The organism is Halomonas sp. BN3-1 (assembly GCF_003056325.1).
Taxonomy (GTDB): Bacteria; Pseudomonadota; Gammaproteobacteria; order Pseudomonadales; family Halomonadaceae; genus Halomonas; species Halomonas litopenaei.
On sequence record NZ_PYVV01000007.1, the window covers coordinates 1 to 20,970 of the forward strand.

Below are 20,970 nucleotides of genomic sequence, written 5' to 3' on the forward strand. Positions count from 1 at the left end.
CCAGTGTGCTGGAGGGCATGAACAACCGAATCAAAGTTATCAAGCGGATGGCCTATGGATACCGCGACACTGCGTACTTCTTCCTGAAGATCCGTGCCGCATTTCCCGGCAAAGTGCGATGAACCCATCGAAGGGGGGGCGTAGTCTTTAAGTATGAGGCCGATTCAGCGGTAGCGGCATGAATGGCGACATGCCGGGGCCCGCAGTACCCGGGGCGCTGAATAGGCAAGGCCAAAGCACGAGACAGTGCTCGAAAACGACGCCTGATCGCAGGATGAGGGATAGGTCAGGGGAGCGCGCAGCGGGAAGGGAGCGCTGTGAAAGGCAGAGCGAAGCGAACTAAAGGGCGCAGCGAAATAAGGGGCGTAGCGGGTCAGCTTGCTAAGCAAGGATGCAAGAGCACTGTGACCGAGAAAGGGGAGGCCCTGGAGCGGGTGAAGGGAATCGAACCCTCGTCTTAAGCTTGGGAAGCTTCTGCTCTACCATTGAGCTACACCCGCAAGGCGTTTTTGATAGTAATCTCCGTTGGTTACGCCTTGCAAGCAAAAGGCTCGCGCGGCGTGATTTTCGTCAACCGGACGAGCCCGGAGCCACGCCGCAGTCATGTGGCTTGCTAGTGGCGGCAATGACTGCGGTGCGGTAGTGGTGCCCATCACACGCCACGATCAGAGCTTGCGAATCGCCGCCGAGACGTTGTGGGCGCCGTCCAGGATCTCGCGTATCACCAGTTGCGCCTCGCCGACCCGTTGCTGGCTGAGGTCACTGCGGGTGGCCACCTCGGTGATCTTCTGGTTGGCCAGTCGAATGCGTTGGTTGTTGTCGTTGAGCACCTGGGTGATCTGCTCGGCGGCGCGGGTGGAGCCCTGGGACAGTTCGCGAACCTCCTGGGCCACCACCGCAAATCCGCGGCCATGCTCGCCAGCGCGCGCCGCTTCGACCGCGGCATTCAGCGCCAGCAGGTTGGTCTGCTGGGCGATCCGTGAGATGGAGTCGGTGATGTTGTTGATCGCTCGCGTCTGCTCCTCCAGGGCGGCCACGATGGCTTGGGTCGCCTTGATCTCGTCGGCGGCCTGGCGCGACGACTCGACAGCCTCTTCGAGCTGGACCAGACCATTGTCGGCGATGGTCTCGGTCTGCTCCGCGGTGACTCGGGCGGACTCCACGGCACTGCGAGCGGCATCTTCGGCCTCGACAGAGCGGGTGATGTCGGTGGCAAACTTGACGACGCGTGTCACCCGGCCGGTTTCGTCGATCACCGGGTTGTAGGTGGCCTCGAGCCAGACGGTGCGCCCACTGGCGGTTATGCGTCTGAAGCGTCCCTGCTTGAAGGTGTTGGCGGCCAGTTCCTGCCAGAAGTCGGGGTGATCTCGGTAGAAGGTGTCGTCGCAGAACATCCTGTGATGCCGTCCAAGGATGTCGTCGAGACGATAGCCCATCGTGGTCAGGAAGTTGCCGTTGGCACGCAGTATTTCGCCTTCCGGTGTGAATTCGATCACCGCCATGGACGCGTCGAGGGCGCTGAGCACAGCATCCTGACCGGACGCCGCAAGGCGATCGTCGGTGACGTCATTGGCAATCTTGAGAATGTAGTGAATCTTGCCTCGAGCGGAGCGCACAGGAAGGTAGGTCGCCTCCAGCCATAACGGATTGCCATTGGCGTCGATGCGGCGAAAGGTGCCGGTTTTCGACTGGCCGTCCGCCAGCCCCCGCCAGAATGCCTCGTAGGCGGGGTCCTGATGCACCTCTGGCGGGCAGAACATGCGGTGGTGCTGGCCGCGTATCTGATCGAGCCGATAGCCGACGGTGGCAAGAAAGGCATCACTGGCTTCGCGGATGGTGCCGTCGGGACGAAAGACAATACAGGCGGTGTGGCTATTCAGTGCGCGATACAGGGCGCTTATTCTTCTGGCCGATACCATCAAGTTACCTCGGGAGTGGAAGGTGCTGGGAGCAAGGTCGAAGCAGGTTCTTGTTTTTTCTTTTTAAAATGCCTTTTCCATCCTGGAGCCGGCACTGGAGCCAAACGAGTATCGGCCGATATCGGCCAAGCTTTAGTATCTTGCGCGCATAAATAAGGGAGAGCGCCTGGCCGCGCAGGAAAAGCCTGCGGGTCAAACGATGGAACACGGCGAGTTGGGGGCAGGAAGGCAGCGGCCCGCCACCATTCGGTGCGGGCCAGACGGAAATAGGCACAGGGAAAGGAAAAGGCAAGACCGCTTGGGTTGCGGACAGCAATACCCGGTAGGCCTTTTAGTGTCAGCGTCGATTTGAGTGTCAGCGTCGACTTGAGTGTCAGAGCGAACCGGCCAATACCAGCGTCAGTCCGTAGGCGGCCACGCCGGCAGCGACCGGCCAGCCCAGCGATCGCGTTCGATACCATACCGCAAGCGTCGCCAGTACTCCCACGCCAGTGGCGCTCCAGCTGGCGATGTTCGGCTGTGTTGGTACCAACGAGACGCCCAGCACGGCGGCGATCATCAAAGGCCCCAGCACCGACAGCCACTGCGGCATCGGTTCGACGCTGTCTTCCGTCTGGCGCTCGGCGAGACGACGGCGCATCCATATCAGGGGCGCCATTCGCATTAGCAGGGTGCCCAGGGTGGTCGCTACCACCGCCATCCACAGCATAGTGGTCATGATCGACTCCTTGTGACCGGTGAACGTTTGACGATAAAGAAGCAAAGTGCGCCGCACAGAGCCGCCAGGGGGATGCCGGCATTGGCCACCCCCAGCACCGCCAGCAGGGCGCCTGCGGCGATGGTCACCAGGGTCGCCAGGCCCCAGCGGAAGCTGGACAGGCGAGGCACCACCAGCACGAGAAACAGGGCAGGCAGGGCAAAGGGCATCACCTCGCCCAGCAGCGGCCAGCGTTCCACCACCCATTCGCCCCCCAGTGCACCCACGGCGGTACCTGCGATCCAGGCCAGCCAGGCCAGCAGGGCGGCGCCGGTGTACCAGCCAAGCCGAGCCGCCTCCGGCAGTTGCGGCAGACGCGTCAGCGCCAGGGCGAAGACCTGGTCGGTCAGACCGTGCATCAGTGCAGGCCACCAGCGGCTCGTGGTCATCGAGGCGGCAAGGTTCGGGGCGTAGACCACGTGGCGAACATTGATCAACAGGGTCATGGCGACCACCAGCCATAGAGGAGCGCCACCTGCCACCATGCCGACGAACACGAACTGGGAGGCGCCGGCATAGATCAGGGTAGAGATGGCGACGGCTTCCCAGGCACTGAAGCCCGCCTGGACGGCTACCAGGCCAAAGGAGATGGCGATGGGGATATAGCCGCCGAGCAGCGGGATCGCCTCGCGGACGCCGGTCACCCAGGGGCTGGCACGCAAAGGAGTCGTCGTGGTGGTCATCGAGAGGTTTCCGGTGGATGGTAGACGATGGTCAGGGTGGCGGAAGTGGCTTGGTTGTCGGACGCGTAGAGGTGTGGACGATCCGCCGCGAAGGTGACGCTCTGGCCCGGGCCCAGAGTTTGGCTCTCGTGCTCGGGGCCGGTGGTCAACCGGCCGGAGATCACCGTGACGGTCTCGTGCACGCCAGCGGGGTGGGCTTCGCTGAGCCGATAGACGTCAGGGTCCAGGCGCATCCAGTAGACGTCGACGGCCGGTTGGCTATCGCCCTGATCGATCAACTGGACCTGCACGCCCTGATCATCCAGCGCCGTGGTCACGGGCTTTATCAGGGTGCCGAAAGGCACCTCGAGACAGCTCGCCAGGCGCCACAGGGTGTCCAGGGTAGGGTTGCCGTTGCCCTGCTCCAGCCGAGACAGGTTCGACTTGGCGACGCCGGCGTCGCTGGCCAGGCGGGATAGCGACCAGCCACGCAATTGGCGCAGATGCTGAAGATGCCGGCCGAGTGCTTCGGCATGCAGCGTGTCGTCGCTTGAGAAGCTAGCTTGGGAGAAGGGCTCGATCATGAGGTCACTGTTCGGTTGAGCTGTTGTTCCATTTATCGAACGTTCTGTAAAAGAAACATAGGACGAATGTTGCGATGGCGTCAAGCCTGAGCTCGCACTGGGGCGGGAGAAGACTCATGCGCTGTATCCGTCATGGACCAAACCGCAAGGGGCGTGATTACGTCGTCGGTGACGTGCACGGCCAGTACGCCCAGTTGATGGAAGCGCTGGAGAGAGTCGACTTCGATGTCGCCCGGGACCGGCTGTTCTGCGTCGGTGATCTGGTCGACAGGGGAGAGGCATCGCTCGCCTGTCTGACGCTGGCGCTCGAGCCTTGGTGCTTTGCGGTGATGGGCAATCACGAACAGATGGCGATCACCGCCCTGGCCGAAGGCGGAGGAATGGCCTGGGATCTGTGGCAGCGCAATGGCGGTAACTGGGTCTTTCTCGATGGCGTCGAGGAGGCCCGTAGCACCATGAATGCCGCCCGCCCGCATCTTCCGCTGGCTCGGGAAGTCGTCGCGGGACAACGTCGCCTGGGCGTAGTGCACGCCGATCCACCCGACGACTGGGGCCAGATCGAGCAGACCCCGGCCGAGCACCTGCTATGGTCGCGGCGTAGATTCCGACGTGACAGCGGCGGCAGCCTGGACTCGACCCGCGTCGAGGGCGTCGATGCGGTGGTGGTGGGGCACACCATCGTCGAGGCACCGCTGTGGCTTGGCAATGTTCTGCATCTGGATACCGGTGCCTGTGCCGGCGGGCGCCTCACGCTGGCCGCTGTTGACGACATCCTTGATGCCATTCCCTGATTGACCTGGCCGGCGGTGCCCATTGATGGTCGTCGCGTAGTGGCAGCGTCGATCTCTTGCCACAGACCTTGGAACCGACGCAGAACGCTGTGGTCAGTAGGGCGCTTCTCTCACCGCTGTGCACCGTCCGGCCTAGGGGAGGAAAAAAAATTTTCGATGAAAGGAGAACTTTTCTGGTGACGACTGTCATATGTGGTACAGACAGCATGCGCGATGGCAGTCGTTAGCAGTGTTGATCTGGTTTGCTAAATCGATCGTTGCGCCTCATGGCTTCCATGGGGCGTTTTTTTTGCTTTGGCGAAGGTGCTCTCCCTCTCTCCCTTACCTGTGAGCCCGGGGCATATCAGGCATGCTCCATGAACGCCCTTACGGTTTGCACAAGTGCCAGGGGCATCTGGAGGATCGAGGAGGCCGATGCAAGGCGGTGGTGCCAGGCGATGGTGCCAGGCAATGGTGTCAGCGTTGGCGCTACCGACAGCACGCCCACCGCCGGCATCGTGATGCCGGCGGTGGGCGTCTATAGAAGGTGTTACGCAACAGGAGGGGTCAGGCGCTTCGTTGATGGCGTCGCATGGTGAGCACGGCGGTAAGCACGTCGCGGCGGGTGACGATACCCACCAGTCGGCCCTGTTCGGTGACGGGATACACCTTGGGTTTTGCTCCCAGCATTTCCTGGGCCAGGTCGACGATGCTCTTGGTGGGAGATACCGACAGGACTTCGTTACGCATCATTTCATGGACCAGCGGTGCCTCGTGATCCAGATAGAGGCTCTCGATCACCTTGCCCAGCACGTCCTGCTCGGAGATGAAGCCGATCAGGTGATCGCCGTTGTCCACCACCGGGGCCCCTGGCAATCGGTGCAGAGCGAGACCTTCCGCCAGGGTGGAAATGGAGGTCTTGCCGCTGACGCGGTAGCAGTCCTTGGACATGATGTCCCGGACGATCGATGGAGGTGCCTTGTGTGGCATAACCGCTCTCCTTTGAAGCGGCCCGGCGCCATGCGTCGGGCCCTTGACCGTCAAGCGCCTGGACCGCACTCCAGGCAGCGTTCGGTGATCGCCGGACCCCTGCGCAGATGCACGTTGAGGTCCCTCAGTGCTGTTCTCAGGCCTTCTTCGACCACCGGGTGGTAGAAGGGCATTTCCAGCAGGCGATCCACGGTCAATCGTTGGTCGATGGACCAGGCCAACAGGTGGCCCAGGTGTTCCGCCCTTGGGCCGAACATTTCCGCGCCGAGAAGAATTCCCGAGCCGTGCTCTGCGTAAAGCCTCAGCATGCCTCGGTTCTGCCGCATCACCGTGGACCGTCCCTGATCCTCGAACGAGACCTCGCCGATGGCCACGTTGGTCAGTTGTTCATCCCGACGCTTGAGTTCAGCGTAGCCTACTCCAGCGCTTGCCATCTGCGGATCGGTAAACACCACCGCCAACGGAGTACGCCTGCGACCGGCGCGAATATCCGGGTAGCGTCCGGCGTTTTCGCCTGCGATGCGTCCCTCGTCGGACGCCTCGTGCAGCAGGGGAAGATCCTGGTTGGCATCACCGGCGATAAAGATTGGTGCGGGCGAACCGTCATCGAAGCGACACTGCATGGTCAGCCGGTCGAACACCGGCACACCGCGGTCGTTGAGTTCCAGCCCGGTCTTCGGCAGGTCCAGCTTGTCCACGTTGGGCCGGCGTCCGGTGGCCGCCAGCAGGTAGTCGAAACGCTCGGTCTTCTCGGTGTTGCTGTCGCGACAGTGGAAGGTCACCACCACCTGATCGCCGTCCCGGTCGACCTTCTTGACGGTGGCGTCGGGGTCCAGCGGAAACCCTGTGTTGAACTCCTTGTCGGCGAGCGCCTTGAGATCGGGATCGCCGAGAGGACCGATGGCGCCGCCGACGCCGAACATGCGCACTCGCACGCCCAGATGGTGCAGCGCCTGACCGAGTTCAAGGCCGATGACGCCGGGCCCGAATACCACCACCGACTCGGGCAGGTCATCCCATTCGAACAGGTCGTCGTTGATGATCAGGCGATCCCCGGCGGCATTGAGAAAGTCGGGCCAGGAGGGGCGGGAGCCGGTGGCGATGACGATGCGCTTGGCCTTGATACGCGTATGGTCGCCCACCACCAGGGTGTTGGCGTCTTCGAAGCGAGCGGCACCGACGATGCGGTCGTCTTCCTCGATGCGGGACATCGAACTCAGTACGCTGCCGACGAAACGATCCCGCTCCCGCTGGAGGCGTTGCATGACTGCGGGGCCGTCGACGCTGACGCCGCTGACCTTGACCCCGAAGCCCTCGGAGTCACGTGCCTGCTGGGCCACGTCGGCGGCGGAAATCAGCAGCTTGGACGGCATGCAGCCGACCCGTGCGCAGGTTGTGCCGTAGGCGCCGGATTCGATCAGCACCAGCTTGTCGGTATGTTGTCGCGCCGCGTGCCAGGCACCAAGGCCGGCGCTTCCTGCTCCGATAATGGCGATCTCGACCTGTCTTTCCTGCATGATGTCTCTCCTGGGAGCTGAAGATGGCGCTGTGGGGAACCCGTGGGGGTGACCTCTATCAAAACAGTAGGACAGTTGAGGCGGGTTTCTCTATCAATCAGGCGTTGCTGTTACATCAAAGCCTGTATTGGCACACTGAAATGGGCCATCGGAGATACCGGTGGCGTCATTCGACCCTGGAGGTAAGTTCTCTGATGGACGCGCGAGAGTATCTGGCCCGCAAGGGGCTCGACGGTGAGCGAGACAAGGAAAGGCCCAACACCCTCGAGGAAAAGGCCTGGGACCGAGCGCGGGAGTCCCACGACCATCGTCCCAGGGCCGGGACACCCCATGACTGGGAAGACTGGGAGCGTTACCACGATGTCCTGGCCGAAGGCGCGGAAAGCCTGGAGCAGAAGATTGACGCCGAGGCCCATCGCCAGGCCCAGGAGCAGGCAGCGCGTGACGCGCAGACGCAGCGTGCGCAGGCTGGGGCGATGGATAGCCCTTCAAATAGCCCTTCAAATAGCCCGGCAGATAGCCCGGCGGTGGAGCACTTCACCCCACCGCCTGCGCCCGAGCAGAAGGAAGGCACCGATGCGCATGCGTCCAGGACCAGTGACGAGACCGTGACATCCTCGCCCCAGGTGGCGTCGGCGTTGATGGCTTCGCCAGCGGCCCGGCTCGCCTTGATGGTGCTGGTGCTGCTGATGCCCCCGCTGGCGGTGGCGGTGGCCGAAGGTGGTTCGCGCCGGATCGCGATTGCGTTCCTGCTGACCCTGCTGGGCTGGCTGCCTGGGGTGGCGTACGGGGCCTGGTGGTTGAAGCAGGTCAATCATTGAGACGAGCAGGACTGCCTACTCTGTCTCTTGCACGCGCGCCTGACGCAGCTTTGGATGAGATCAGCGAGGCTCAGAGGGGGGCAAGCGTTGGGCCGAGGAGGGTGTTCGCGTATACTGCCGTAAACCTTTTTGACTAGTGGGAGTTTACGGTGGGCTATCTGGTGGTGGTCACCGCCCTGTGGGCGTTCTCGTTTTCGCTGATTGGCGTCTATCTGGCCGGTCAGGTGGACAGCTATTTCGCGGTGATGATGCGGGTGGGGCTGGCGGCGCTGGTGTTCCTGCCGTTGTTGAAGCCCGGCCTGCTCGATCTGCGCCACAAGCTCGCGCTGATGGCACTTGGTGCCGTCCAGCTTGGCATCATGTACATCTTCTTCTACCAGTCCTTCGTGCTCCTGTCGGTGCCGGAGGTGCTGCTGTTCACCATCTTCACGCCGCTGTACATCGCCATTCTGGATGACCTGGCGTTTGGTCGTTTCACGCCCTTCCATCTGGTCACTGCAGGGCTTGCGGTGATCGGCGCGGCGGTCATTCGCTACAAGGGCGTCAACGACGACTTCTGGCTGGGATTCCTGGTGGTGCAGGGGGCCAATCTCTGCTTTGCCATGGGGCAGGTCGGCTATCGGCGCCTGTCGGCGGCACTGCCCCCCTCGTTGCCTCGCCACCATGTGTTCGCCTGGTTCTACCTGGGTGCGGCCTGCATCGCGCTGCCAGCCTTCGCGCTGTTGGGAAGCACCTCGGGGCTGCCGACGACACCCCTGCAGTGGGGGGTGCTGCTGTGGCTGGGACTGGTCGCCTCGGGGCTCGGCTACTTCCTGTGGAACCTGGGCGCCGTGCTGGTGGATGCAGGCGCCCTGGCGATCATGAACAACATGCTGATTCCTGCTGGCCTTGCGGTGAACCTGGTGATCTGGAACCGCGAGGCTGATCTGGTGCGTCTGGCCATGGGAGGCGCCATCATCGCCGGTTCGCTGTGGCTCAACGCCTGGTGGCAGCGGCATCATAGGACGGCGCCGGTCTAATTCATCGTCAGTCTGGGTGATCATCGATCTGGGCCATGCGTTGGCCTGAGGCGCCGGGCGCGGTTTGCTCCGCCAGGCCCCCCTCGCCATAATGAGCGGTCGCCAAGGGAAGGATGCGTGGATGCAATCGTTCAAGAACATCGGACTGATCGGGCGCCTGGGCAGCGCCAAGGTGGTCGAGACCCTCAAGCGGCTGATTCGTTTTCTGGATGACGCCGGCTACCACGTGATCGTGGAAGACCGTACCGCCTCGGCGTTGCTGGAACGTGGCCACGCCGAGGCCAGTCGCCGCATGCTCGGCGAACTATGTGATCTGGTGATCGTGGTCGGGGGCGACGGCAGCCTGCTGGGCGCGGCCCGTACCCTGTGTCGCAGCGGAACCCTGGTGCTGGGGGTCAATCGCGGACGGCTGGGCTTCTTGACCGATATCTCGCCGGATGAGCTCGAGGCCCGTGTCGGTGAGGTGCTGGCGGGACAGTACGAGGTCGAACAGCGCTTTCTGCTCGACGCCGAGCTCTACCGCGGGGATTCCCTGGTGGGCAGCGGCGATGCCCTCAATGAAGTGGTACTGCACCCGGGCAAGGCGGTTCGGATGATCGAGTTCGAACTGTTCATCGATGGCCAGTTCGTCTACAGCCAGCGCAGCGATGGCCTGATCATCGCCACGCCGACCGGTTCCACCGCCTACGCCATGTCCGGCGGTGGCCCTATCATGCATCCGAAGCTCGACGTGGTGACGCTGGTACCGATGTTCCCGCACACCCTGTCGAGCCGGCCCATCGTGATCGACGCCGGCTGCGAGATACGCTGTCATATCGGTGAGACCAACCAGACCTATCCCCACATCAGCTGTGACGGCCAGACCCGTGCCGTGGCCAAGCCCGATGATGTTCTGGTGATCCGGCGCAAGCCCCAGAACGTTCAACTGGTGCACCCTCTGGGTCACAACTTCTATGACGTCCTGCGCAGCAAGCTGGGCTGGAGCAACAGGCTGGGAGATTGACGTGAGCAGGCGACTGGACGGCTACGACCTGATCGGTGACGTTCATGGCTGCGGCGCCACCCTGGCGGCGCTGCTGGAACGGCTGGGGTATCACCTGCGCGGCGGTGTCTATCGTCACCCCCAGCGCAAGGCGATCTTCCTCGGGGACCTGATCGACCGTGGCCCGCGTATCCGCCTGGCGGTCTCCATCGCCAGACGCATGGTGGAAGAGGGCGAGGCCTATATCGTGCTGGGCAATCACGAGATCAATGCCCTGACGTACACCCAGAAAGCCCCGCCTGAGCACGGCAGGGAATGGCTACGCCCGCATACACCGCGTCACAACCGCATCATTCGTGAAACCCTCGAGCAGTACCATGACCACCCCCAGGAGTGGGATGATGCCCTGGCATGGTTTCGTCAGATCCCCCTGTGTCTCGAGATCGACGGCATCCGGGTGGTCCACGCCTGCTGGGACGACCGCCTGATCGAATCCTTCAGGCAGCTCCGGCCCGACGGCTGTCTGGACCACGACTTCCTGCTCCAGGCCTCGAGCCCGGGTACCGAAGAGTCGAGGATCCTCGAGCGCCTGACCCGCGGTGGTTCCATCGACCTGCCCGGGGACACGGTCATCCATTCCGGAGACGGTTTCACTCGACGAAGCTTTCGGACCCACTTCTGGGCACGAGACCCTCGCACCTGGGGTGACGTGGTGTTCCAGCCGGACAATCTACCGGGAGACCTCGAGGACCGGCCGTTGAGCGACAGCGAACGGGCCAGCCTCAGCTACTATGGCCCCGACCAGCCCCCGCTGTTCATCGGCCACTACTGGTGCGAAGGCGTCCCGGCCTTGCCGGCACCGAATATTGCCTGTCTCGACTACAGCGCGGTGAAGTTCGGTCGACTGGTGGCCTATCGCTACAGCTTTGAATCCCGCCTCGACGCCAACCACTTTGTATGGGTGCCGGTGCCCAGGGACGTGCGTGCGAGGCCCTTGCCCCGAGAGATCGTCTTCGACTGATACAAAACGTTACATTAAAGTCGGGCAGCCGACTGAACCCTTTGTCAAAAGCGGCGTCTGAGTAGGTGTTCCCTTGAATGATCCCTTGCTCTTGTCCGGCGGCCCCCTCCGCCGGACTTTTTCTGTGTGGATGAAAAAGACATCCTGCCATGCCCGGCTTGCCGTCGGGCCTTTCGCCCATCTGTGCCGCGTGTGACCGCTGCCCCTACCGGCCAACGTCATTTCAGGCCATCATCTCTGGGCCGCCACCCTTTTTCGCGCTGGAGACGCCATGTTCCGGGTCATGCTGATCCCCCACGATATCGATACTCGCGAGCTGCGACAGGCGCTCTGGTCGCACCGCATCGGACACCGTATCACCGACGAGGACGACGGCCAGGTACTGTGGCTGATGGACCCGAAACAGCAGGATGCTCTGGCCGAGGTGATCACGCGCTGGCAGCGGGGGGAGGCGATACCCGCGCCGAGGGCCTCGAAGCCGAGACCGGCACGTCACTGGTGGCCGCTGCTGCGCCAGCATCCGGTCACGCTGTCGGTGCTCGGGCTGTGTCTTCTGGTGTTTGGTGCCATCGCCGTGTGGGGAGACATGGTGCTGGCGTGGTTGGCGATCGTGCCTGTGGGCATCCGTGGCGGGGCGCTGGCCGTCGGCAGCATCCCCGATGCGCTGGCGGCGGGGCAGGTATGGCGCCCGCTGTCGCCGATCTTTCTGCACTTCGGCTGGATGCACCTGATCTTCAACATGATGTGGCTGTGGTATTTCGGCCGCCAGGTGGAGACCCTGCACGGCCCGCTGCGCATGCTGACGCTGGTGGTGGTGGCGGGGCTTGCCGGCAACCTGGCCCAGTACGCCACCGGCACGGTGCTGTTCGGTGGCATGTCGGGCGTCGACTTTGCGTTGCTTGGCTACGTCTGGTTGATGTCCCGTCGCGCGCCGGCCAGCGGCTTCTTCGTGCCACAGATGCTGGTGCTGTTCATGCTCGGCTGGATGGTCTTCACCATGACCGACGTCGCCGGGCTGGTGGGCTTTGGCAATGTGGCCAACGAGGCGCACCTGGGCGGTCTGCTCGTGGGGCTGGTGCTGGGCTGGTATCATTCCCGCAAATCACGTCTTCACTAGAGCGATGCCATGAGCGACATGACCTTCGAGCGAATGATTTCCCAGATGACGCCGTCGATCTACCAGAGCCTCAAGCAGGCGGTGTCGCTGCGCAAGTGGCCGGACGGGCGAATGCTGACGGCCGAGCAGATCGAGCTGTGCATGGAAGCGGTAATGCGCTACGAGCACGACAACAATGTGCCCGAGGAGAGCCGCATCGGCTACCTGGAGCAACGCACCTGCGGCGCTGGGCCCGGTGGGCCATCGAGCAGTGCCGGGGTTTCCGAAGACATGGCGGGGCTCGCTCGGGATGCCAGTCGTGACTGAAGTACTTGCCCACGGATGTCTGTCCAAGATGGGGGTCGAACCCGACTCCCCCGCGCGCTACACCCTCAAGGCCGGCGAGAACCGTCTGCCGCTCAACGACTACCTGGGCCGCACCCTGCGTCTCGAGTGGAGCGGGGCGATCGCCTGTACCCACTGTGGGCGTGCGACCAGGAAGAGCTTCGGGCAAGGCCACTGCTATCCCTGCTTCAAGCGCCTGGCCCAGTGCGACAGCTGCATCATGAAGCCCGAGCTGTGCCACTTTTTCGAGGGGACCTGTCGCGAGCCCGAGTGGGGCGAGCGGTTCTGCTTCCAGCCCCACGTCGTCTACCTGTCCAACGCTTCCGGGCTCAAGGTCGGGATCACCCGCAATACCCAGATGCCGACGCGCTGGCTCGACCAGGGCGCGATCCAGGCGTTGCCGATCCTAGAGGTAGACAGCCGCCAGCAGTCTGGCTTCGTCGAGGTGCTGTTCAAGAATGAGGTGTCGGATCGCACCAACTGGCGGGCGATGCTCAAGGGCCAGGTCGAGGAACTGGATCTGGCCGCAGAGCGCGACCGTCTGCTGGAAAGGCTGTCGGCGGGGCTGGGCGATCTACGCGATCGCTTCGGCGCCGATGCTATCCGTCCCCTGGACGGCAGCCCACGTCACTTCGACTACCCGGTACTGGAGTATCCCACCAAGGTCACGTCTCACAACCTCGACAAGAATCCGCGAGTCGAGGGCACGCTGATGGGTATCAAGGGCCAGTACCTGATCTTCGATACCGGAGTGATCAATCTTCGCAAGTACACCGGCTACGAGATGTCGCTGGCGGCTTGATCAACGTCACCGGCAGCGACAGGCGCTGTCAGCGACCCAGGGAGCACAGTCATGTACGTGCTGCATATCGCCAATCGACAGACGTCGTCGTGGTCGCTGAGGGCCTGGCTGACCTTTCGCCAGCTCGAGATTCCCTTCGAGCTGGCCTTTCACCCCTTCGATGAGCAGGGCAACAGTCACGCCGACTTTCGTCGGTTTTCGCCCTCGGGACGAGTGCCCTGTCTGCATCATGACGAACGGGTGGTGTGGGACTCGCTGGCCATCATCGAATACCTGGCCGAGCGTCATTCCGATATCTGGCCTGAGCATGTGGACGCCAGGTGCTGGGCCAGAAGTGCCTGTGCCGAAATGCATTCCGGTTTCAGCGCGCTCAGGCAGCAGTGTCCGATGCACTGCGCGCTGCGCGTACGCTTGAACGAAAAGACGCCCGAGCTGCTGGATGACCTGCATCGGCTGAACGAACTGTTTGAAGACGGCTTGACGCGCTTTGGTGGACCTTACCTGTGCGGCGAGCGGTTTACCGCCGCAGACGCCTTTTTCGCCCCCATCGCCTTCAGGATGCGAACCTACGACCTGCCCATGGGTGGCCCGTCTCGCGACTACCTCGAGCGACTCCTCGCGTTGCCCGCCATGCGCCAATGGCAAAGCGAGGCGGTTTGCGAGCCGTTCCGTGAGTTACCTCTCGAGGCGCAGATCCTCGCCAGCGGCACTGTGCTCAAGGACTTGCGCTGAAGGATCTGCGCTGAAGGATCTGTGTTAGGGCATCTGACCCTACCTGTCAGAGCATACGATGCCCGATTCCGCTGTCGCAGAACCGGGCCGATCAGCCGCCTTTCGACCGCGTCCGTTGTTTCAACCTTCTGCGCTGGTCTCGCTGGCCTGTGGTGTCGGCGGCATCAGATGCTTGGGCAGGTTCTGCCGCCTGGCATCGGTCCTCGGGCCGTAGTGGGTCGACAGGTAGTCGAGGATGGTGGCTTCCATTTCGGGATTGAACTGCCACAGGCCCTGGGTCTCCTGCATCCAGTCGATCAGGTAGGCCCAGTGCTCGCGTGACCCCCTGTTCTGGGTGACCAGGGCGGCGGAGTGGCAGACGGTGCAGTTGCCCTTGACCGTCTGCCAGCCCTCGGCCATCACGAACCCGCTGTCCGGGTCGGTCTCGAGGGGGGCATCTGTGGCTTGCCCAGAGGCCTCGCCTGTCGATTGAGCCAGGCCAAAGGGGCTGAACAGCACTGCGCCGAGCAGCAGGCCGGTCATCAAGATCGGGCGGGCCGACGACCACGCCCTATGCCTTCTGGTGGTACGAATTCCCATGCCAGTCTCCTCCCTCAGCCGACCTGAACCGCGATGCGGTGACAGGCGTTGTTGAGGTAGCCCTTGGGGTTCCAGCCGGGCACCACCATGGGCTGGGACTGGCCGTTTTCGTCCACCGCCCGGGCCCACACCTCGTAATAGCCTGGCTCGGGGAACTCGACCTGGGTGGTAAAGCGCTGCCAGGCGAGGCGATTGGGTGCGTCGTTGAGGCTGGCCTTCTGCCAGGTGGCACCGAAGTCGATGGAGGTGTGTACCTCGGATACCGACAGATCCCCCGCCCAGGCGTGACCGCGCACCTCCATCGGCTGGCCTTGGGCGTGCTCGATCCCTGATCGCGGGTAGGTGATCAGGGACTTCACCGGCATCGACTGGATGGTGACGAAGTCTTCCTTGGCCACCTCAGTGCCCGGTGCCACCGGGTTCGCCGGCACGCTGTAGGAGGGAGGCGCCATCTTGGCCCCATCGTGCTTCTGGTTGCGTACGACGATCTGCTTGAGCCACTTGCCCGAGACCGAGCCCGGCCAGCCGCCGCACACCAGGCGCAGCGGGTAGCCGTTCTGGTAGGGAATGTCCTCGCCGTTCATCGCCCAGGCGATCAGCGACTCGTCCTCCCGGGCCTTTTCCATCGGCACACCGCGAGAGATCGCTTCCTTGTCGGCGGCGCCGCTGGCATGGCGATCGGCGCCGTAGTAACCGATATAGACGGCGTCGTCGGCGATGCCACAGGCCTCCAGCACATCGCGAAGTCGTACCCCGGTAAAGGTCGGGCAGGCCACCGCACCGGTGGTCCACTGGTTGCCGCTGGCGGCGGGGACGTACTCGCTGCGACCATTGCCGCCGCACTCTACCTGAAGCTGGTAGGTGTGCTCGGAGAAGCGCTCCTTCAGCTCGGCGATGGTGAAGGTGGTGGGGTTCTGACACGACTCGCCGGTGATTTCCAGCGTCCAGGTGGCGGGATCGATCTCGGCTCGCTCCGGGGGCAGGCCGTTGTTGCGCACGAACATGTAGCGCGCCGGGGTAATGTCATCGTCGAGCAGATGGGCCGGTGTCTCGGCGTTGATCGGACGGTCGTTGAGGACCCTCAGCCCCTCCTTGCCCTCGATCTCGAAGGCTTCGTCGCTCTGGGCCAGGGCTGCGGGAATCAGGCCTCCCGGCATGAAGCGTGCGAAGGGAATGCTGGCGCCGAGTACCGCGCTCATGGCCAGCAGGCTGGAGCCGGTGAGAAATCCACGACGGCTGACGGGATCCACCTGCCGCCCCCACAGCTTGCGATCGGCGTCCACGGGATCCTTGGCGTAGAGGGCGTGCAGGCCCTTGGTCTGGCGGCGCATGCAGAACTCCTTATATTTTAATTGTAGGTCGTTATTCCAGAGGATCCTTGTAGCGTAGGTGGTGGCACCGGCGGCGGCCAGGGACAGTTGGAAGGCGGCAATGGGACCAGCGCTGGCGCATAGCGGCCTGGAGGCGGTGGCGACTCGCTAAAATAGTGATCCCTGACGATGGGGCGCCCTGAAGCTCTCGGTATCCAGCTCACTATCAGTATCAAGACCGCTATCAAGGCCACTATCACCACGTCGTGACAGGCCCAGGCGACGGCAGGCCTTGCGGAAGCGTTGGTCGAGCAGTTCGGCGAAGACGCCCTGGCCGCGCATGCGGTGGCCGAAGCGACTGTCGTAGTCCTGGCCGTTGCGACACTGGCGAATCAGGCTCATGACCTTGCCGGCGCGCTCAGGATAGTGGGCCTCGAGCCAGGCCTCGAACAGCGGCGCGACCTCTCGTGGCAGGCGCAGCAGCATCCAGCCGGCGGTGCTGGCGCCGGCGTCCCTGGCGGCCTGAAGCAGGCGCTCGAGTTCATGGTCGGTAAGCCCGGGAATCACCGGCGAGACCAGGGTGCCCACCGGTACACCGGCATCGGCAAGCTCGCCGATGACCCTGAGTCGGGCCCGGGGTGAGGCGGTGCGCGGCTCCAGCTGACGCTTGAGTTCGGTGTCCAGGCTGGTGAGGCTGACCATCACCCGCACCAGGCGGCGGCTTGCCAGTTCACTCAACAGGTCCTTGTCGCGCAGGATCAGCGCGCTCTTGGTCACCAGGGTGACCGGATGACGCCACTCCAGCAGCCGTTCGAGCAGTGCCCTGGTGGTTCGGTGTTCGGCCTCGATGGGCTGGTAGGCGTCGGTGTTGCCGGACAGGTTGATCGGGCGGCAGACGTAGCCGGGCTTGCACAATTCCTCGGTGAGGCGTTCCACCAGGCCGGTGCGGGCGATCAGGCGGGTCTCGAAGTCGAGACCGGGTGACAGGTCCCAGTAGGCATGACTGGGCCGCGCGTAGCAGTAGATGCAGCCATGTTCGCAGCCACGGTAGGGGTTGATCGAGCGATCGAAGGGCAGGTCTGGCGAGCGGTTCCACGACAGCGCGCTCTTGGCGCTCTCGGTGGCAGTGACGGTGGCGATGCGATCAGGCGTTGCCTCTTGCCACCAGCCGTCGTCCACCTGTTCGCTACGGGTGGGAGAAAAACGATTGGCGGGATCATAGGTCGCGCCGCGGCCCTTCAAGGGGCTCGTAGCGCTTCTTTGCTGGCCGTCGTCGTGATAGTGATCCATGCCGGCAAGGCTAGCCGAATACTGTTTATATATCCAGTAATGTGATGAGTCGAACGAACACGGCGAGCCGAACGAGGAGCAGAGCTAGGGGCTGAATAAGGAGCGGAACGGGGGCTGAACGAGGGTTGAGCAAGGAGCTGAACGGGGAGCACAACGGCAAGAGGCCGCCCAAGGGCGGCCTCCTGTCGACTTGCCGGTGGAAGCGTTACTGCTTCGGCGTGAAGGAGCCGGCTTCCTGACGCTGTGGGTACTCTTCGAAGGTGGCCATGAAGTCTGCCACGATCTTGCCCACCGGACCGAAGGCGTACATGCGACGCAGTTGCCAGTCGTCGTAGTAGGAAGAGTCTTCCGGCGCCATCTCGAACGGATCGGCACGCAGGTCGATCAGAAGCGGTGCCTTGAGCGGCGTCTGCTGGCGGCGCCACGCATCCATGCCCTCGTGCTCCTGGATGCTGAAGTGTGCCTTGTACTGGCCGAAGCGCACCGCACCCAGGGAACCATCATCGACGAAGGCGAAGAAGGTGTCGCGCGGCCACTCGCCGGCATCTTCCTCACCGGTCAGGTGGGGCAGCATGTTGTAGCCATCCAGGTGTACGTTGAAGTCCTTGTCACCGGCGGTGTAACCGTCAAGCAGCTGCTCCTTGATGTCCGGTACGCCAGCGGCGGCGACCAGGGTCGGGAACACGTCTTCGAGCGAAAGGATGTCGTTGGACACCTGGCCCGGCTCGATATGCCCTGGCCACTTCATCATGAACGGCACCCGAATGCCGCCTTCCCAGGTGGTGGCCTTCTCGCCACGGAAGGGCGAGGTACCGCCATCCGGCCAGGTAAACTTCTCGGCGCCGTTGTCGGTGGTGTAGATGACGATGGTGTTCTCATCGGCACCCAGCTCTTCCAGCTTGTCGAGCAGTTGGCCGACCAGGGCGTCGTGCTCGGTCATGCCATCGGCGTAGACGCCAAGTCCGGTGCGGCCTTCACTCTCTTCCTTGAGGTGGGTGAAGATGTGCATGCGGGTGGTGTTGTACCACACGAACCAGGGTGTATCGGAGGCTTCCTGGCGCTCGATGAAGTCCTCGGTGGCGGCCAGGAATTCCTCGTCGATGGTCTCCATGCGCTGTTGAGTCAGCGGGCCGGTGTCCTCGATCTGGCCATCGGCGGACGAGCGAATGACACCGCGGGGGCCGAACTGTTCACGGAAGCCTGGATCGGTGGGATAGTCGGGATTTTCCGGCTCTTCTTCGGCGTTCAGGTGGTAGAGGTTGCCGAAGAATTCGTCGAAACCGTGATTGGTCGGCAGGTACTCGTCGCGATCGCCGAGGTGGTTCTTGCCGAACTGACCGGTGGCGTAGCCCATCGGCTTGAGGATCTCGGCGATGGTCGGATCTTCCGGCTGCAGGCCGAGCGGGTCGCCGGGCATGCCGATCTTGAGAAGACCGGTACGCTTGGGTGACTGACCGGTGATGAAGGCAGAGCGACCGGCGGTACAACTCTGCTGGCCATAGGCGTCGGTGAAGCGGATACCTTCTTCGGCGATGCTGTCGATGTTGGGCGTGGTGTAACCCATCATGCCGCTGTTGTAGGCGCTGGTGTTAAACCAGCCGATGTCATCGCCCATGATGACCAGAATGTTGGGCTTGTCTGATGACGCCTCGGAAGAGGTTTCTTCTTCGGTCGCGGACGCTGGCTGAATGCTGGCTGCCAGGCCGACCGCAGCAATCGATGCCGCCACGATGCCCTTCCAGGGCGAAGGTATTGCCGACGAATACACTTTCATGATCGTTCCCTTAAATTAAATGATGTCAATGACATGGCATTGATACAGCGGAGTGATGTGTTGGCCTGCTCTCCTTGCTGGTCGACTTACTACTTGCTGGTCAGGTCCTGACAGCCGGCGCGTAAAGGCCGGCGGCATCGTTGTATTTCCTCCGATCCCCGCCCGCTGGGCTGGAACCAGGGGGAGGGAAGGCTGAGTCTGCTGGCTCAGCTAAAAGTGTGCCTTGATGGGCATGCAAGACAGCATAGTAAACGATCATTGCTTGTGCATGACCAACTTCCCCGAGCCTGCCCAAAGGGCGGTCTCCTTTGCTTTGCCATCGTCGACTCGACCGTCAGGGTGCCCTCGCCCTCTGTGTCGTTGGTCATCGCCCTCTGTGTCATTGGTCGTGGCCCTTGGCACCTTCTCCCTTGGCTGAGTGTGAACCGCTGTTTCTGCCTGGACCCTCCCTCGGGTGGGGCGGACCGCTGAGGACACAAGAGGGAGCAAAAGCTTGCTCCACGACAAATAGGCCCCTCTCATGCCTGAATGTTTGTCCAGTAGTCTAAGGGCGGGCACCTGGCGTAGCCGCACCGAGAGTCACCAGGAGGGTGTCCTTCGAGGGCGAAGGAGAGCGAAGGCAGATGAATATAGGCTTGAACGCTGTGGAAACAATGGCACTGGCGCTGGTCCTGCTGATGGTGGGCATTCAGCTTCGGCGCCGGGTGGAGTGGCTCGAGCGCATGTGCGTACCGACGCCGGTGGTCGGGGGCATCGGCTTCGCCGTGCTGGTATGGCTGCTGCGATCGATGGACGTGCTGACGCTGGATCTGGACACCAGCGTTCAGGATCCGATGATGATCGCCTTCTTCGCCACGGTAGGGCTCGGTGGCAGTCTCTCGGTGCTGGCCAGGGGCGGGCGTTCGCTGGTGATCTTCCTGTTGACCTGCTGGGCCCTGGTACTGGTGCAAAATGGTATCGGTATCGGCGTCGCCTCGATGATCGGGCTCGACCCCCTGATCGGCCTGATGGCGGGCGGGCCTTCGCTGGAAGGCGGCTTTGGCGGTGCGGCGGCCTTCGGGCCAGAGGCGGAAGCGCTCGGTGCCGACGGCGCCCTGACCGCCGCCATGACGGCGGCCACCTACGGTGTCATCACCGGTAGTCTGCTGGGCGCGCCTCTCGCCCGCTGGTTGATCGAGCGGTTCAAGCTTCGCATCGAGGCTGAGGAGGTCGGTGGGCTTGCCGATCTGCACGAGGAACACCTGAGCGAAGACGATCAGACGCTGACCCCGCATCGGGTACTGAAGGCCATGGCGGTGGTGGTGCCGGTGATGGTCATCGGCCTGGCCTGCCGCGAATTCATGAAAGAGAAACTCGGCATCGTGCTGCCAAGTTACGTCGGGGCCATGTTCGTGGCCATCGTGCTGCGCAACCTGAACGATCACCTTCGCCTGGTCGAGGTGTCCGAGCGCGCCATCAATCTGATCGGAGAAGTCAGCCTGGCGATCTTCCTGACCATGGCCATGATGAACCTGAAGATCTGGCAACTGCAGGGCATGGGGCTTGGCCTGGCGCTGATCCTGATGATTCAGACGCTGGTGATCATGGCCATCGCGGCGCTGGTGGTCTTTCGTTCGCTCGGCAGCAACTACGACGCCGCCGTACTCTCCGCCGGCTTTATCGGTTTTGGCCTGGGCGCTACGCCCAACGCCTTCGCCAACATGGGCGCCGTCTGCGACCACTATAAGGTGGTATCGAGCAAGGCCTACATCATCGTTCCGCTGTGTGGCGCCGTCTTGATCGACATGGTCTCCGTGCCCGCCATCACCTGGTGTCTCAACGTCTTTGCCTGAGGTCACGCTCGAGCGGTATCACCAGTAGAACCGTTTCATGAATAGATACCGACGCCGTGCCCACCCGGGCGCGGCGTCGGTCGTCCTGTCGAATCATGATGAATGCGGGGGCCTCGAACGGGGCTCGAACGGGGTTTGAATGAGGCAAGGCGACCCGCAGCACGACCC

Annotated in this window: 21 protein-coding genes and 1 tRNA gene; 11 read left to right on the forward strand and 11 right to left on the reverse strand. The window is 63.1% G+C overall.

From position 1 onward, the window contains the following. The coding region (locus C9F12_RS10860; RefSeq protein WP_162816454.1) for a transposase at nucleotides 1–122 on the forward strand (122 nt) is incomplete at its 5' end. A gap of 304 nt (nucleotides 123–426) precedes the next feature. On the opposite strand, the gene C9F12_RS10865 is transcribed toward C9F12_RS10860, so the two are convergent. The 5 genes from C9F12_RS10865 to C9F12_RS10885 form a co-directional block, all read right to left on the reverse strand. Further along, nucleotides 427–500 (reverse strand) — tRNA-Gly (locus C9F12_RS10865). Between the two features lie 165 nt (nucleotides 501–665). Continuing rightward, nucleotides 666–1,919, reverse strand: coding sequence for a PAS domain S-box protein (locus C9F12_RS10870; protein ID WP_108132999.1), 1,254 nt, complete (start codon nucleotides 1,917–1,919; stop codon nucleotides 666–668). A 373-nt stretch (nucleotides 1,920–2,292) separates the two neighbouring features. Continuing rightward, a complete protein-coding gene (locus tag C9F12_RS10875) occupies nucleotides 2,293–2,637 on the reverse strand; it encodes an AzlD domain-containing protein (RefSeq protein WP_108448872.1) in 345 nt (114 codons plus the stop codon). Beyond that, nucleotides 2,634–3,359, reverse strand: a complete 726-nt coding sequence (locus C9F12_RS10880) for an AzlC family ABC transporter permease (protein WP_108448873.1) — start codon at nucleotides 3,357–3,359, stop codon at nucleotides 2,634–2,636. The genes C9F12_RS10875 and C9F12_RS10880 overlap by 4 nt, the downstream gene beginning before the upstream one ends. Continuing rightward, complete coding sequence (locus C9F12_RS10885; RefSeq protein ID WP_108448874.1) at nucleotides 3,356–3,922, reverse strand: XRE family transcriptional regulator; 567 nt, start codon at nucleotides 3,920–3,922, stop codon at nucleotides 3,356–3,358. The genes C9F12_RS10880 and C9F12_RS10885 overlap by 4 nt, the downstream gene beginning before the upstream one ends. Nucleotides 3,923–4,038: 116 nt before the next feature. Here C9F12_RS10885 and C9F12_RS10890 point away from each other — a divergent pair, with 116 nt between their 5' ends. Further along, the gene (locus C9F12_RS10890; protein WP_108448875.1) at nucleotides 4,039–4,713 is read left to right on the forward strand and encodes a metallophosphoesterase; all 675 of its coding nucleotides are present in this window, start codon (nucleotides 4,039–4,041) and stop codon (nucleotides 4,711–4,713) included. Nucleotides 4,714–5,259: 546 nt separating this feature from the next. Here the strand turns inward: C9F12_RS10890 and C9F12_RS10895 are convergent. Both C9F12_RS10895 and C9F12_RS10900 read right to left on the reverse strand, forming a co-directional pair. Beyond that, entirely contained in the window at nucleotides 5,260–5,682 is a 423-nt protein-coding gene (locus C9F12_RS10895; RefSeq protein WP_045994411.1) for a CBS domain-containing protein, read from the reverse strand. A gap of 50 nt (nucleotides 5,683–5,732) precedes the next feature. Continuing rightward, nucleotides 5,733–7,199, reverse strand: a complete 1,467-nt coding sequence (locus C9F12_RS10900; protein WP_045994412.1) for a dihydrolipoyl dehydrogenase — start codon at nucleotides 7,197–7,199, stop codon at nucleotides 5,733–5,735. Nucleotides 7,200–7,393: 194 nt separating this feature from the next. On the opposite strand from C9F12_RS10900, the gene C9F12_RS10905 reads away from it, so the two are divergent. The 8 genes from C9F12_RS10905 (at nucleotide 7,394) to C9F12_RS10940 (ending at nucleotide 14,017) form a co-directional block, all read left to right on the forward strand. Further along, nucleotides 7,394–8,020, forward strand: a complete 627-nt coding sequence (locus C9F12_RS10905) for a YqaE/Pmp3 family membrane protein (protein ID WP_108448876.1) — start codon at nucleotides 7,394–7,396, stop codon at nucleotides 8,018–8,020. Nucleotides 8,021–8,169: 149 nt separating this feature from the next. Then, nucleotides 8,170–9,039, forward strand: a complete 870-nt coding sequence (locus tag C9F12_RS10910) for a DMT family transporter (RefSeq protein ID WP_108448877.1) — start codon at nucleotides 8,170–8,172, stop codon at nucleotides 9,037–9,039. A 121-nt stretch (nucleotides 9,040–9,160) separates the two neighbouring features. After that, complete coding sequence (locus tag C9F12_RS10915) at nucleotides 9,161–10,042, forward strand: NAD(+) kinase (protein WP_108132991.1); 882 nt, start codon at nucleotides 9,161–9,163, stop codon at nucleotides 10,040–10,042. A 13-nt stretch (nucleotides 10,043–10,055) separates the two neighbouring features. Next, nucleotides 10,056–11,042 carry a metallophosphoesterase gene (locus C9F12_RS10920; RefSeq protein ID WP_108133024.1) on the forward strand — a complete coding sequence of 329 codons (987 nt, stop codon included), beginning with the start codon at nucleotides 10,056–10,058 and terminating at the stop codon, nucleotides 11,040–11,042. A 271-nt stretch (nucleotides 11,043–11,313) separates the two neighbouring features. Beyond that, entirely contained in the window at nucleotides 11,314–12,159 is an 846-nt protein-coding gene (locus C9F12_RS10925) for a rhomboid family intramembrane serine protease (protein ID WP_108448878.1), read from the forward strand. A gap of 9 nt (nucleotides 12,160–12,168) precedes the next feature. Beyond that, on the forward strand, nucleotides 12,169–12,465 hold the full coding sequence (locus C9F12_RS10930; protein WP_045994422.1) for a DUF1315 family protein: 297 nt from the start codon (nucleotides 12,169–12,171) through the stop codon (nucleotides 12,463–12,465). A 28-nt stretch (nucleotides 12,466–12,493) separates the two neighbouring features. Further along, the gene (locus C9F12_RS10935) at nucleotides 12,494–13,285 is read left to right on the forward strand and encodes a DUF2797 domain-containing protein (RefSeq protein ID WP_108448879.1); all 792 of its coding nucleotides are present in this window, start codon (nucleotides 12,494–12,496) and stop codon (nucleotides 13,283–13,285) included. A gap of 51 nt (nucleotides 13,286–13,336) precedes the next feature. Beyond that, the gene (locus tag C9F12_RS10940; protein WP_108448880.1) at nucleotides 13,337–14,017 is read left to right on the forward strand and encodes a glutathione S-transferase family protein; all 681 of its coding nucleotides are present in this window, start codon (nucleotides 13,337–13,339) and stop codon (nucleotides 14,015–14,017) included. A 120-nt stretch (nucleotides 14,018–14,137) separates the two neighbouring features. Here the strand turns inward: C9F12_RS10940 and C9F12_RS22815 are convergent, their stop codons facing one another. From C9F12_RS22815 to C9F12_RS10960, 4 genes are all read right to left on the reverse strand, one after another. Beyond that, a complete protein-coding gene (locus C9F12_RS22815) occupies nucleotides 14,138–14,596 on the reverse strand; it encodes a hypothetical protein (protein ID WP_205254670.1) in 459 nt (152 codons plus the stop codon). Nucleotides 14,597–14,610: 14 nt separating this feature from the next. After that, nucleotides 14,611–15,927, reverse strand: coding sequence for a sulfite oxidase (locus C9F12_RS10950; RefSeq protein ID WP_108448881.1), 1,317 nt, complete (start codon nucleotides 15,925–15,927; stop codon nucleotides 14,611–14,613). Between the two features lie 147 nt (nucleotides 15,928–16,074). Continuing rightward, the gene (locus C9F12_RS10955) at nucleotides 16,075–17,196 is read right to left on the reverse strand and encodes a PA0069 family radical SAM protein (RefSeq protein ID WP_108448882.1); all 1,122 of its coding nucleotides are present in this window, start codon (nucleotides 17,194–17,196) and stop codon (nucleotides 16,075–16,077) included. Between the two features lie 205 nt (nucleotides 17,197–17,401). Beyond that, complete coding sequence (locus tag C9F12_RS10960; protein ID WP_108448883.1) at nucleotides 17,402–18,970, reverse strand: arylsulfatase; 1,569 nt, start codon at nucleotides 18,968–18,970, stop codon at nucleotides 17,402–17,404. A 623-nt stretch (nucleotides 18,971–19,593) separates the two neighbouring features. Here C9F12_RS10960 and gltS point away from each other — a divergent pair. Continuing rightward, entirely contained in the window at nucleotides 19,594–20,802 is a 1,209-nt protein-coding gene (gltS, locus tag C9F12_RS10965; RefSeq protein WP_108448884.1) for a sodium/glutamate symporter, read from the forward strand. Nucleotides 20,803–20,970 lie beyond the last annotated feature (168 nt).